At 69.8% G+C, this 13,710-nt stretch carries 10 protein-coding genes; 5 read left to right on the forward strand and 5 right to left on the reverse strand.

Features of this window, described 5'->3' with window-relative positions:
- Positions 1-96: 96 nt before the first annotated feature.
- A complete protein-coding gene (locus LAJ50_RS03330) occupies positions 97-2,118 on the forward strand; it encodes a M3 family metallopeptidase (RefSeq protein ID WP_138655348.1) in 2,022 nt (673 codons plus the stop codon).
- Positions 2,119-2,384: 266 nt separating this feature from the next.
- Positions 2,385-3,086, forward strand: a complete 702-nt coding sequence (locus LAJ50_RS03335; RefSeq protein ID WP_138655346.1) for a hemolysin III family protein — start codon at positions 2,385-2,387, stop codon at positions 3,084-3,086.
- A 13-nt stretch (positions 3,087-3,099) separates the two neighbouring features.
- Here the strand turns inward: LAJ50_RS03335 and LAJ50_RS03340 are convergent, their stop codons facing one another.
- The 4 genes from LAJ50_RS03340 to LAJ50_RS03355 are packed head-to-tail and all read right to left on the reverse strand — an operon-like array spanning position 3,100 to position 8,727.
- On the reverse strand, positions 3,100-4,218 hold the full coding sequence (locus LAJ50_RS03340; RefSeq protein WP_130550527.1) for a hybrid sensor histidine kinase/response regulator: 1,119 nt from the start codon (positions 4,216-4,218) through the stop codon (positions 3,100-3,102).
- On the reverse strand, positions 4,215-4,796 hold the full coding sequence (locus tag LAJ50_RS03345; protein WP_130550528.1) for a chemotaxis protein CheB: 582 nt from the start codon (positions 4,794-4,796) through the stop codon (positions 4,215-4,217). Before LAJ50_RS03345 ends, LAJ50_RS03340 begins: the two co-directional genes overlap by 4 nt.
- Complete coding sequence (locus LAJ50_RS03350; RefSeq protein ID WP_171044695.1) at positions 4,793-5,641, reverse strand: CheR family methyltransferase; 849 nt, start codon at positions 5,639-5,641, stop codon at positions 4,793-4,795. Before LAJ50_RS03350 ends, LAJ50_RS03345 begins: the two co-directional genes overlap by 4 nt.
- Entirely contained in the window at positions 5,614-8,727 is a 3,114-nt protein-coding gene (locus LAJ50_RS03355) for a response regulator (protein ID WP_224096452.1), read from the reverse strand. The genes LAJ50_RS03350 and LAJ50_RS03355 overlap by 28 nt, the downstream gene beginning before the upstream one ends.
- 224 nt (positions 8,728-8,951) lie before the next feature.
- On the opposite strand from LAJ50_RS03355, the gene LAJ50_RS03360 reads away from it, so the two are divergent.
- On the forward strand, positions 8,952-9,329 hold the full coding sequence (locus LAJ50_RS03360) for a response regulator (protein ID WP_130550530.1): 378 nt from the start codon (positions 8,952-8,954) through the stop codon (positions 9,327-9,329).
- A gap of 129 nt (positions 9,330-9,458) precedes the next feature.
- Positions 9,459-11,780 carry a S9 family peptidase gene (locus LAJ50_RS03365; protein WP_138655405.1) on the forward strand — a complete coding sequence of 774 codons (2,322 nt, stop codon included), beginning with the start codon at positions 9,459-9,461 and terminating at the stop codon, positions 11,778-11,780.
- A 236-nt stretch (positions 11,781-12,016) separates the two neighbouring features.
- On the opposite strand, the gene LAJ50_RS03370 is transcribed toward LAJ50_RS03365, so the two are convergent.
- A complete protein-coding gene (locus tag LAJ50_RS03370) occupies positions 12,017-12,319 on the reverse strand; it encodes a hypothetical protein (RefSeq protein WP_130550532.1) in 303 nt (100 codons plus the stop codon).
- Positions 12,320-12,609: 290 nt separating this feature from the next.
- Between LAJ50_RS03370 and dinB the strand changes: the two genes are divergently transcribed.
- The gene (gene dinB / locus LAJ50_RS03375) at positions 12,610-13,710 is read left to right on the forward strand and encodes a DNA polymerase IV (protein WP_138655403.1); all 1,101 of its coding nucleotides are present in this window, start codon (positions 12,610-12,612) and stop codon (positions 13,708-13,710) included.

Raw genomic sequence — 13,710 nt, forward strand, 5'->3', positions numbered from 1 at the left:
TCGCGCTCGCGCCGTATCATCGCGTTCTCGCGCTTGCCCGAGGGCCGGTGCGCCCCAAGATCGTCCGCCCGCCCCACGTTTTCGGAGTGTTCCACCATGAACCCGCTGCTCGACTTCTCCGGCCTGCCCAGGTTCGACGCCATCAAGCCCGAGCATGTCGGCCCGGCCATCGACACGCTGCTCGAACAGGCCGAGGCCGCGGTGAAGCAGGCCGAGACGGTCAGCCCGGTGACCTGGGACAGCTTCGTGGTGCCGCTGGACGATGCGACCGAGCGGCTGTGGCGCGCCTGGGGCCTGGTCAACCACCTGCAGGGCGTGCTGAATTCGCCGGCGCTGCGCAAGGCCTACAACGACAACCTGCCCAGGATCACGCGCTTCGGCAGCGCGCTGGGGCAGAACCTGGCCCTGTTCTCGCAGTATCGCGCCCTTGCCGATGCGACGGACCTGGCCAGCCTGGACGTCGCGCGCGCCAAGACCCTGGACAACGCGCTGCGCGACTTCCGCCTGGGCGGCGCCGAACTGCCGGACGAGGCCAAGGCGCGCTTCGCCGCGGTGCGCGAGGAGCTGGCCAGCCTGTCGGCCAGGTTCTCCGAGAACGTGCTCGATGCCACCGACGAGTGGGAGTTCTGGATCAAGGACAAGCAGCACCTGTCCGGGTTGCCGGCCGATGTGATCGCCGCCTGCCGCGCCGCGGCCAAGGCCGACGACGAACCGGGCTGGAAATTCACCCTGCAGATGCCGTGCTACCTGCCGGTGCAGACCTATGCCGACGACCGCGCGCTGCGCGAGACGCTGTACCGCGCGTACGCGGTGCGCGCCTCGGAGGCCGGCGAGGAGAAGCTGGACAACTCGCCGCTGATCGACCGCATCCTGGCCCTGCGCGCCGAGCTGGCGCAGCTGCTGGGTTTCGCCTCCTACGCCGAGTATTCGCTGGCGACCAAGATGGCGGGCAGCCCGGCCGAGGTGCTGAGCTTCCTGCGCGACCTGGGCGCCCGCGCGCTGCCGTATGCCAGGCAGGACCGCGCCGAACTGGAGGCCTTCGCCCGCGACGAGCTGGGCCTGGAGACGGTCGAGCCCTGGGACCTGGCCTACGTCAGCGAGAAGCTCAAGCAGGCGCGCTACAGCTTCTCGGCGCAGGAGGTGAAGCAGTACTTCACCGAGGACGCGGTGCTGGCCGGGCTGTTCGGCGTGATCAAGGCGCTGTACGGCGTGGACGTGCTGCCCGACACCGCGCCGGTGTGGCATCCGGACGTGCGCTTCTATCGCCTGCAGGGCGCCGATGGCGCGCTGGTCGGCCAGTTCTACCTGGACCTGTACGCGCGCGAGGGCAAGCGCGGCGGTGCGTGGATGGACGACTGCCGCAACCGCCGCCATCGTGCCGACGGCGAGCAGACGCCGCTGGTCTATCTGGTGTGCAACTTCGGCAAGGGCGTGGATGGCGGGCCCGCCACCTTCACCCACAGCGATGTGATCACCCTGTTCCACGAGATGGGCCATGGCCTGCACCAGCTGCTGACCGAGGTCGGCGAGCTGTCGGTGGCTGGCATCAACGGCGTCGAGTGGGACGCGGTGGAGCTGCCCAGCCAGTTCATGGAGAACTTCTGCTGGGAGTGGTCGCGCGTGCAGGGCATGACCCGCCATGCGGAGACCGGCGAGCCGCTGCCGCGCGCGCTGTTCGACAAGATGGTGGCCGCGCGCAATTTCCAGAGCGGCATGCAGACCGTGCGCCAGCTGGAGTTCGCGCTGTTCGACATGGAGCTGCACAGCGCCTTCGATCCGTCCCGGGAAGGCGTGATGGATCTGCTCGAGCGCATCCGTGACGAGGTGGCGGTCAACCGCGCGCCGAAGTGGGGCCGCTTCCCGCACGCCTTCAGCCACATCTTCGCCGGCGGCTATGGCGCGGGCTACTACAGCTACAAGTGGGCCGAGGTCCTCAGCGCCGACGCCTACGCGGCCTTCGAGGAAGCACCCGACCAGCTGGCGGCCACGGGCGCGCGCTTCCGCGCCGAGATCCTCTCGCGCGGCGGCAGCCGCAGCGCGCTGGAGAACTTCACCGCCTTCCGCGGCCGCGAACCGCGCATCGACGCGCTGCTGCGGCATAGCGGGATGGCGGCGTGAGGGCAGGGCGGCAGTAGGTAGGGCGGGCGCAGTGGTCGGCATGGACGCCGCCGACCTGCACTCCGCGTCTTAGATCAACGAAGCGCGGCCAACGCCAAGCAAAAGCCAACCCCTCCCCCTCAGTCGCTAGCCGCGACTTCGAGCTGCCCTTCGCTGCACGAAAGGGAGGGGCAGATTCTTCCGTGGGAGCCGCCATGGCGGCGATGGGGCTTTTGCGGCAAGGCCTACAACGCGCGAAAGGCCACCCCGCGGCTTGCCTCATCCGCATGCGCGTATCCTGTCGATCCCCACGTTGCATCGATCGGCCCGTGTCCGTGTCTTCGTCTCCCGCACCGCATTACCAGACCCCTGGCGCGCGTCGCGCCGACCTGATCGTCCATGTCGCCGGACTGGCGCTGGCCATCGGCGGCGGCGCGGCGCTGCTGTGGCGCGCGGCGGCCAACGAGGCGCTGCTGCTGGCTACCTGCGTCTACGCATTGGGGCTGCTGGTGATGTTCGCGTGCTCGGCCGCGTACAACTTCGCCGCGCCCGCGCGCCAGCCGGTGCTGCGCAAGCTCGATCACGCCGGCATCTTCGTGATGATCGCCGGCTCCTACACGCCGCTGCTGGTACTGGCGCTGTCCGGCGCGTGGCGCTGGTCGATGATCGGCGTGGTCTGGGGCGTGGCGCTGTTCGGGGTGTTCGCCAAGCTGTGCCTGCCGGGCCTGGGCAAGGGCTTCTGGGTGGCGATCTACCTGCTGCTGGGCTGGGTCGGCATGGTCGCGATCAAGCCGATGGTGGCCGGGCTGCCGACGGCGGTGCTGTGGCTGATCGCCGCCGGCGGGCTGATCTACACCATCGGCGTGGGCTTCTACGTGCGCAAGTCGATGGTCTACAACCGCGCGCTGTGGCACGCCCATGTCCTGGGCGGTGCGCTGGCGCACTGGGCGGCGATCTGGCTGTGCCTGCGGCCGCTGCCGGCGGCCTGAAGGCACGCTTCGGTCAGCGGTTGCGGCGCGAGAGCAGGGCTTCCATCACGACCTTGCCGTCGGCGTTGCGCGCGCTGAGCAGGCCGCCGTGGGCGCGCACGAACTGGTCGGCGATGTACAGGCCCAGGCCCAGCCCGCTGCTGGCGCTGAAGCGGCCCTTGAACGGCTCGAACAGCCGCGGCAGCAGCTCGTCGGAGATCGCGCCGACGTTGCTCACCGTCAGCCGTACGTGCGCGTTCTCGCTGCCGTCCAGGGTGACCTCGACCGGCTCGCCGCCGCCGTGCTCGAGCGCGTTGCCGAGCAGGTTGGACAGGATCTGCGCATAGCGGTCGGCGTCGACGTCGGCCACCAGGTCGCCGCTGCAGGTCAGGCGCAGCACACTGCCGGGCTTGGCCTGGCGGAACTCCTCCACCGCGCCGGCGGTCAGCGGCTGCAGATCCTGCGCGGCGAAACTCATGCGCAGGCCGCGGGTGCGGATGCGCGAGAAGTCCAGCAGCTGTTCGACCATGCGCGCCATGCGCCGCCCGCTGCTCTCCAGGAATCCCAGCGTGCGCTGCGCCGCGGCGTCGGGCGGCAGTTCCACGCTCAGCTTCTCCGTGCACAGCAGCACCACCGACAGCGGCGTGCGCAGGTCGTGGGTGAGCACGGCGGTCATGGTCTCGTTGAGTTCCAGCGCGCGCTCCAGCTCGGCGTTGCGGCGGGCCAGCAGGCGGCGCTGTTCGTAGAGCTCGACGAAGATCTGCACCTTGCCCAGGATCACGTGGGTCTCGATCGGCTTGTGCAGGAAATCCACCGCCCCGGCCTCGTAGCCCTTGAACGCACGCAGCGGGTCGTTGGGCGAGGCGGTGAGGAAGATGATCGGCACCTGCCGGGTGCGCTGCGAGCCGCGCATCAGCTCGGCCAGGGCGAAGCCGTCCATCTCCGGCATGTGCACGTCCAGCAGCGCCAGGGCGACCTCGTGGGTCAGCAGCAGTTCCAGCGCCTGCGCGCCGGAGGACGCGCACAGGATGTTGAGATCCGGGCGGCGCAGCAGCGCCTCCATCGCGATCAGGTTCTCCTGGATGTCGTCGACGATCAGCAGGTTGATCGGCTCGCCGGTCGGCGCGTCCTGGGGCGTGAGGTTGAGATTCATCGAGAAAGGGCCGACAGGTGGTGGCAGAGTTCTGCCAGGGAAAGAACGGCGTCTGCACCGGCGCGGGCCAGGGCCGAGGCGGGCATCAGGGGGGAGGACGCATCGGCCGGCGTCTGGATCCAGGCGGTGCCGCCGGCGCGGCGCACCGCGGCCACCCCTTCGCTGCCGTCGCTGCTGGCGCCGGTGAGCAGGATCGCCAGCAGGCGCGGGCCGAAGACCTCGGCGGCGGTTTCGAACAGCGGGTCGATCGCCGGCCGCGAGAACAGCACCGGTTCGTCCAGCGACAGCGCTACATGGCCGGCGTCCTCGACCAGCAGGTGGTAGTCGGGCGGGGCGACCAGGACCTGGCCGGCGCGCAGCGGCTGTTTGTCCTGCGCCTCGGCCACCTCCAGCGCGCAGTGCGCGCCGACGATCTGCGCCACCTTGCTGGGCCGGTCGCGCGGCAGGTGCAGCACGATCAGCACCGGTTGGGCCAGCGTCGCCGGCAGGCTGGCCAGCAGCGTCTGCAGCGCCATCACCCCACCGGCCGAGGCGCCGATGACGATGGCATCCAGGTCGTGGCCGCTGGGCAGCTTCATGCGGCCTTCCGGTACAGGCGCTGTTCGCGGCTGAGCACTTCGAACGCGTTGGCGTGCGGCCCGAACTGCAGCGACTCCTTGCTGCCCAGGCCGAGGAAGCCGCGATGCACCAGCGCCTCCTGGAACAGCCCGATCGCGCGGTCCTGCAGGGCGCGGTTGAAGTAGATCAGCACGTTGCGGCACGACACCAGGTGCACTTCGGAGAACACCGTGTCGGTGGCCAGGCTGTGGTCGGCGAAGACCACGTTGCGGCGCAGGCTGCGGTCGAACACCGCCCCGTCGTAGGCGGTGGTGTAGTAGTCGGCCAGCGAGCCGCTGCCGCCGGCGGCCAGGTAGTTGCGGCTGAACAAGGCCAGCCGCTCGATCGGGAAGATGCCGGCCTCGGCCTGGGCCAGCGCCTCGGTGTTGATGTCGGTGGCGTAGAGGATGGTGCGCTCCAGCAGGCCTTCCTCGCGCAGCAGGATCGACAGCGACCAGACCTCCTCGCCGGTGCTGCAGCCGGCCACCCACAGCTTGATCGAGGGATAGGTGCGCAGCACCGGCAGCACCTGGGTGCGCAGCGCGGCGAAGTAGTCCGGGTCGCGGAACATCTCCGAGACCTGCACGGTGAAGTACTGCAGCGACTGGGCGAACAGGGTCGGGTCGTGCAGCAGCCGGTGCTGCAGCTGCGCCACCGTGTCGCAGTCCAGGCGCGTCATCGCATGGCGCACGCGCCGGCGCAGCGAGGACATGGCGTACTGGCGGAAGTCGTAGTGATAGCGCCGGTAGATCGCCTCCAGCAGCAGCGACAGCTCCAGATCGAACAGCTCGGCCGCGTTCACTGGCGCGAGCACCACACCCGGCACAGCGAGACCAGCTTGTCCACGTCGATGGGCTTGGCGATGTAGTCGTTGGCGCCGGCCTCCAGGCAGCGCTCGCGGTCGTCGGCCATGGCCTTGGCGGTGAGGGCGATGATCGGCAGGTTCTGGTGACGGCGCTGGGTGCGGATCTGGCGCATCGCGGTCAGCCCGTCCATCTCCGGCATCATGATGTCCATCAGCACCAGATCCACTTCCTGGTCCTGTGCCAGGCGCTCGACCGCCTCGCGGCCGTTGCGGGCGATCTCCAGCTTCACCCCGAGCGGTTCGAGCACGCTGGACAGGGCGAAGATGTTGCGCACGTCGTCCTCGGCCAGCAGGATCGTGCGCCCGTCGAGCACCGCATCGCGCTTGCGCGCCTCGCGCAGCAGGCGCTGCTGGTCGCTGGGCAGCGAGGCCTCGACGCTGTGCAGGAACAGGGTCACCTCGTCCAGCAACCGCTCGGGCGAGCGCGCGCCCTTGATGATGATGCTCTTGGAGTACCGGCGCAGGCGCTGCTCCTCCTCGCGGGTCAGCGCGCGGCCGGTGTAGACGATCACCGGCGGGAACGCGCCGGACTCGCGCTCGCCCATGCGTTCGAGCAGGTCGTAGCCGCTGCCGTCGGGCAGCGCCAGGTCGGTGACCATGCAGTCGAAGGTCACCGCCGCCAGCTGCTCCATCGCCTCGGCGATGCTGCCCACCGCGGTGATGTCCAGGCCTTCGTGCGCGAGCAGGCGGCGCAGGTTCTCGCGCAGGTTGCGGTCGTCCTCGACGATCAGCAGGCGGCGCATGTTGCGCTCGCTGGTCCGCTCCAGCTGGCGGATCGCCGCCACCAGGCGCTCGCGCGTGGCCGGCTTGAGCAGGAAGCCCACCGCGCCCAGCTCCAGCGAGACCTGCGCGCGCTCCTGCGCGGACATCACGTGCACCGGGATGTGGCGCGTGGCCGGGTCGCGCTTGAGCTGCTCCAGCACGCTCAGGCCGGAGACGTCGGGCAGGCCGACATCCAGCAGCACGCCGCTGGGCTGGATCCGCGGCGCCAGGTCGATGGCCTCCTGCGCCGAGCCGGCCACCACGCAGTCGAAGTCCATGTCGTGGGCCAGTTCGACCAGGGCCTGGGCGAAGGCGGCGTCGTCCTCCACCGCCAGGATCGCGCGGCCGGGGCGGGTGCGGCGATCGCGGTCGTCGAACGCCGAGGGGGCGAGCGCCGGCGTGGGCGGTGCGGCCGGGGCGGAGGCCGGCGTAGGCTGCGGCGCGGGGGCCGGGACCGGCGCCGGCGTGCGCGCGCTCACCGCCGCGGCGGCATCGCCCGCCGCTTCCGGCGCGCCATGCACCGGCAGCTCCAGGGTGAAGACGCTGCCGCGCCCGGGCTCGCTGTCCACGGTGATGGTGCCGCCCATGCGCTGGGCCAGGTCGCGCGAGATCGACAGCCCCAGGCCGGTGCCGCCGAAGCGACGCTGGGTGCTGCCGTCGGCCTGGCGGAAGGCCTCGAAGATCACCCCGGTCTGCGCCTTGGCGATGCCGATGCCGGTGTCGCTGACCACGAAGCGCACGCGGTCGGCGCCATGCGCCTGCACCAGCAGGCCGACGTGGCCGTGCTCGGTGAACTTGACCGCGTTGGCCAGCAGGTTCTTCAGCACCTGCTGCAGGCGCTGCGCATCGATGGTCAGCCGCTCCGGCGCGCCGGGCTCGGCGCGGATGTCCAGCCCCAGCGCCTTCTGCGCGGCCAGCGGCTCGAAGGTCTCGCGCAGGCGCACCAGCAGCGGCGCCACGGCGATGTTGTCCTCGGACAGCTCGACCTGGCCGGCCTCGATCTTGGACAGGTCCAGGATGTCGTTGATCAGCGCCAGCAGGTCGTTGTTGGACGAGTGGATGGCCTGGGCGTACTTGATCTGCTCGGGGCTCAGCGTGCCCTCGCGGTTGTCGGCCAGCAGCTTGGCCAGGATCAGCGAGCTGTTCAGCGGCGTGCGCAGCTCGTGGGACATGTTGGCCAGGAACTCGGACTTGTACTGCGAGGCGGCCTCCAGCTCCTTGCCGCTGCGCACCAGCTCGTCCTGCGCGGTCAGCAGCGAGCGGCGCTGCTCCTCCAGCTCGTGGGTGCGCTCCTCCAGATGCACGTTGATCTGCTCCAGCTCGGCCTGCTGTTGCTCGAGGTTGGCCTGGGACTGCTGCAGGCTGCGGCTCTGCTCCTCCAGTTCCTCGTTGGCCACGCGCAGTTCCTCCTGCTGCGCCTGCAGTTCCTCGCTCTGGCGCTGGGTCTGCTCGAGCAGTTCCACCAGGTCGGCGCGCAGCTGCGCGGTGCGCAGGGCCACGCCGATGATCTCCATGCAGCGCTCCAGCAGCGCCAGCGCGCGGCCGTCGCCCTGGGCCACGCCGACGCGGCCCAACTCGATCACGCCGATTACGCGGGCACCGGCGGTGACCGGCGCCAGCATCAGCTCGCCCGGCGCGCTGCGGCCCAGGCCGGTCTGGATCTGCACATGCGCCGCATCGATCGCGCGCAGCTGGAGGGTGTGCTTCGTGCGCACCACTTCGCCGAGCTGGCCCTCGCTTGCCGGAATCTCCTTGGCGATGCCCGACGGCAGCGCGATGCCGCCGCTGAGCACCAGGCGATCGCCGAGCAGCCGGTACAGCGCGCCGACCTGCGCACCGGTGGCCTGGCACAGCGCGCCCAGCGCGTTCTGGGCCAGGTCCTCCGGCGAAAGGTCGCCCTGCACCGCGGTGGCGACCGCAGTCTGGCGCTCCTGCAGCCACAGCGCGCGCTCGGCCGACATGCGCGCGCGGATGCCCTGCATGGTGACCAGGCCCATGCCCAGGAAACACAGGCCGCCGAAGGTGCGGTTCACGGCGGAGAACGACGAGTTGGCGCTGGCCGGCGCCACCTGGAAGCCGACCGCCACCAGCACGCAGGCCAGTACCGCTACCACCAGCGGCACGCGCGGGCGCGACTGGAAGTTGGTGATCGCCACGGCGAAGAAATGGATCAGCCAGACCGCGTAGCCCAGCGGCGTCACCAGTTCGAGGCCCAGGGTGAGGATCAGCAGGCCGGCCGCGGCCGCCCAGATCCAGGCGTCCCGCGAGGTGTTGGTGATTTGCATGGTGCGCGTGGGGCTGGGAAAAAGACCCCCGATGGTAGCCGACATGACGCGCAGGGCACGTGCAGCCGGCCCCGATCGCGGGCATCTCCACGCCGCCTTCACGTCGCGGCTTCGAACAATGCCTGGCCCCGTCGACATCGCCACCGCGCGTGCGTCGGGCGGCGCCGCGTCATGCTTCCGGGTCGTGTCGTGCCATTCCTCCCGCCACTTCCCGAGCCCCGCCCATGTCCGAGCCGCTGCGCATCCTCTTCGTCGAAGACCAGGCCGACCTGCGCGAACTGATGTCCGATGTCTTCGTGCAGATGGGCATGGAGGTCAGCGCCCTGTCCGACGCCGCCGCCGCCCTGGAACTGCTGGCCGAGGGGACGCCGGTGGACGTGTTGTTCACCGACGTCTACATGCCGGGCCGGATGAGCGGCGCCGAGCTGAGCATGCGCGTGGCCCAGCGCTGGCCGCAGGTGCGCATCGTGCTGGCCTCGGGCCACGCCCGCCACCAGCTGCCCGACCTGCCGCCCGGCGTGCAGTTCATCCAGAAGCCCTACAGCCTGCAGCAGGCCGCGCGCCTGATCCGCGGCGAGACGATCAGCCCCCAGGCCGCCTGAGCCGGCGCCCCGCGCCGGGCGCAGGACCTTCGGCAGGGGAGGGCGGACCGCCGGAACGGTACGATCACCGGTCCGTGCGTGGCCGGGCCTGGTGTCCGGCACGCTTCACCTGATTGCCTGGGGATCCGCATGCTCCTGAAATCCACCGCCCCGCGCCTGCTCGGCGCCCTGGCCCTGGCCGCGTGCTCGGCCGGCGCCTGGGCGCAGACGCCGACCGTGTCTGCCGCCGACTACGCCCGCGCCGGCACGCTGATGTTCGCCCAGCCGCTGGTCGACCACGCCGTCACCCGCGTGACCTGGCTGGACGACACGCACTTCGTCTACACCGACCACGACGCCAGCGGCGACCGGCTGCTGCAGACCGACACCGCCACCGGCACCACCGCGCCGCTGTTCGACGCCAAGGCGCTGGCCGCCTCGCTCAACACGCTGCTGGAGACCAAGGACAAGCCGATCAAGGCCGACAAGCTGGGCATCCGCGGCATCGCGCTGACCGCCGACGGCCGCTACCGCTTCGCCATGCGCGGCACCGAGGTGGTCTGCGACGCGCGCGCCAAGTGCGCCAAGCTGTACGCGAAGAAGGACGCCGAGCCGGGCGCCCTGTCGCCGGACAAGAAGTCCGAGGCCTTCATCCGCGACTGGAACCTGTGGGTACGCGACCTGGCCACCGGCAAGGAGACCCAGCTGACCACCGATGGCGTCAAGAACTACGGCTACGCCACCGACAACGCCGGCTGGAAGCACACCGACAGCGCCATCGTCGAGTGGTCGCCGGATTCGCGCAGGATCGCCACCTTCCAGCAGGACCAGCGCAAGACCAGCGACATGTACCTGGTCAGCACCAAGGTCGGCGCGCCCAAGCTGGAGGCATGGAAGTACCCGCTGCCCGGCGACAAGGACGTGACCATGATCGAGCGGGTCATCATCGACGTGCCCACCCGCCAGGTCACGCGCCTGAAGATGGAGCCCGACCAGCACCGCTCCACCCTGTGCGACGACATCAGCTGCGGCCCGGACGGCGGCTGGGACGACGTGAAGTGGGCGCCGGACAGCAAGACCGTGGCCTTCGTGTCGACCTCGCGCTTCCACAAGGACGCCTGGTTCCGCATCGCCGACGCGGCCACCGGCGCGGTGCGCACCGTGTTCTCCGAACACGTCAAGACGCAGTACGAGAGCGGCAACGGCACGGCCAACTGGGCCTACCTGCCGGCCAGCAACGAGGCGGTGTGGTTCTCCGAGCGCTCCGACTGGGGCCAGCTGTACCTGTACGACCTGACCACCGGCAAGCTCAAGCACGCCATCACCACCGGCGAGGGCAACGTCACCGAGATGCTCAAGGTCGATCCGGCCACGCGCACGGTGTGGTTCCGCGGCGTCGGCCGCACCGCCGGCCTGAATCCCTACTACCAGCAGTTCTGGAAGGTCAGCCTGGACGGCGGCGCGCCGACCCTGCTCACGCCCGAACCGTCCGACCACACCGTGGCCCTGTCGCCCGACGGCAAGCTGTTCGTTGACGCGTACTCGACCACCACCGTGCCGCCGGTGACCGTGCTGCGCAGCGCGGTCGACGGCAAGGACGTCGCGCCGATCGCCAAGGCCGACATCAGCCGCCTGAAGGCCGCCGGCTGGGTGCCACCGGAACCGTTCATGGTGAAGGCGCGCGACGGCAAGACCGATCTCTACGGGATCATGTTCAAGCCCTCCAACTTCGATGCGTCGAAGAAGTATCCGATCGTCAACTACATCTATCCCGGGCCGCAGACCGGCTCGGTGCGCGGACGCAGCTTCCTGGCCGCGCACGGCGACAACCAGTCGCTGGCCGAGCTGGGCTTCATCGTGGTGGCCATCGACGGCATGGGGACGCCGTGGCGCTCCAAGTCCTTCCACGACACCTGGTACGCCGACATGGCCGACAACACGCTGCCCGACCAGGTGGCCGGCATGAAGGAGCTGGCCGCGCGCTATCCGTGGATCGACCTGTCGCGCGCCGGCATCTGGGGCCATTCGGGCGGCGGCAACGCCTCCACCGCGGCGATCCTGCGCTACCCGGACCTGTTCAAGGTGGCCTGGTCGGAGAGCGGCAACCACGACAACCGCGGCTACGAGGACGACTGGGCCGAGCGCTATCAGGGCGAGCTGATCGTCGGCAAGGACGGCAAGAGCAACTACGACGCCCAGGCCAACCAGTCCCTGGCCGGCAACCTCAAGGGCCATCTGATGCTGGTGCACGGCACGCTGGACGACAACGTGCCGCCGTACCTGACCCTGCTGGTGGCCGACGCGCTGATGAAGGCCAACAAGGACTTCGACATGCTGATGATCCCCAATGCCCGCCACGGCTATGGGGCGATGACGGCCTATGTCGCGCGTCGCCGCTGGGATTACTTCGTGCGCTATCTGGCGGGCGGCACGCCGCCGGCGCAGTACGACCTGCAGATGCCGAAGGACTGATCGCGAGGGATTGTCTTCGCTCCGCTGGTTGTGTTCGAGAGAGGCCGGGTCCCTTGAGGGATCCGGCCTTTTCTTTTTTCAGATCGTCATTCCCGCGAAAGCGGGAATCCAGGGACGTTGCTTTCGGCGTTTGCTGATGCCTTGAGATCCCCCGCCAGTCACAGTGAGAGGCAGACCCCCCAAAAGAAACGCCGGTGCAGGACCGGCGCTTCTCTTCCTCCCTTCCGTCGAAGGGATCAGGTCTTCGACTCGAGCGGAAGCAGGCTCACCGGCCGGGTTTGCCCGATCAGGATCTCCTGCCCGTTCTGATCCTTGATGTGGAGCTGCGTGCGTTGCGCTTCGGCGGTCCCCGGCTGCCCTTCACATCGCTCCATGCACATCTCGAGCTTGGTCTCGCATTGATCCTCGGGACTGCCGCTGGACAGGCACTGCCTGTATGCCATGTTGCAGACGCCGACACATGAAGCGTCCGCCTTTCCAGGGGTGAGTGAGAGGGCGGCGCCGACCGCCAACGCGGCTCCAACGATGAGTGCTTTCATCCGTCAATCTCCTTTTGGTGGGAATCATTCCCCCTGCAGTTCTAGCACTGCCGACCTGCCGCTGGCGCAACCGTCATCACGGTCTCGCCGCGATCCGCCTGCCCACCCGGCTTGGCCACCAGGAGCGGGCAGCCCCGGGCGTCTTCAATGGTCACGGTGGTCGATCGCGACGCGCCATCGATCCTGCCGGCGAATCGGCCCGCCCGACGACAGTCAAACCGACCAAGCGCGGCGCCACGGCAAGTGTCCGGTGGCCTGCCCGACCGGCCGCGCGCGATACTGCGCATCTCATGCGCAAGATCCTCCACATCGACATGGATGCCTTCTACGCATCGGTCGAACAGCGCGACGACCCCTCGCTGCGCGGCAAGCCCGTGGTGGTGGCCTGGCGCGGCGCGCGCTCGGTGGTGTGCGCGGCCAGCTACGAGGCGCGCGTGTTCGGCGTGCGCTCGGCCATGCCGGCGGTGCGCGCCGAGCGGCTGTGTCCGGACGCGGTCTTCGTGCCGCCCGACTTCGCTCGCTACAAGGCCGTCTCGCGGCAGGTGCGCGAGATCTTCCTGGCCCATACCGACCTGGTCGAACCGCTGTCGCTGGACGAGGCCTACCTGGACGTGACCGAACCGAAGATCGCCTCGCCCAGCGCCACGGCCACCGCGCAGGCGATCCGCGCGCAGATCTTCGAGACCACGCAGCTGACCGCTTCGGCGGGCATCGCGCCCAACAAGTTCCTGGCCAAGATCGCCTCGGACTGGAACAAGCCCAACGGCCAGTACGTGATCAAGCCGGCGCAGGTCGAGGCCTTCCTGACGCCGCTGCACGTTGGACGCATCCCCGGCGTGGGCAAGGTCGCCGAGCAGAAGCTCGCCGAGCTGGGCATCACCACGGTCGGCGAACTGCGGGCGTTCTCGCTGGAGGAACTCACCCTGCGCTTCGGCCGCTTCGGCGCGGCGCTGCACCGGCGGGCGCGCGGCATCGACGAGCGTCCGGTGGAGCCGGACCAGCCGGTGCAGTCGATCTCGGCCGAGGACACCTTCGCGGTGGACGTGCCGCTGGAGGAGCTGGACGAACCGATCGTGCGCATGGCCGCCAAGGCGTGGGCGGCCACGCGCAAGACCCCACGCATCGGCCATACCGTGGTGCTCAAGCTCAAGACCGCGCAGTTCCGCATCCTCACCCGCAGCTTCACGCCCGAGGCGCCGCCGGCCTCGCTGGAGGCCTTCACCCGCATCGCGCTGGCGCTGCGCGAGCGCGTGGACCTGCCCGCCGACACGCGCTATCGCCTGGTCGGCGTGGGCCTGTCGGGGTTCCGCGAACGCGAGGAAGTGGCGGTGCAGGGCGCGCTGTTCGATCATGCGCCCGCGCCCGCCGGCGATGACAAACCGGCCATGTGA

Origin of the sequence: Pseudoxanthomonas sp. X-1, from assembly GCF_020042665.1 — a bacterium.
GTDB lineage: Bacteria > Pseudomonadota > Gammaproteobacteria > Xanthomonadales > Xanthomonadaceae > Pseudoxanthomonas_A > Pseudoxanthomonas_A spadix_A.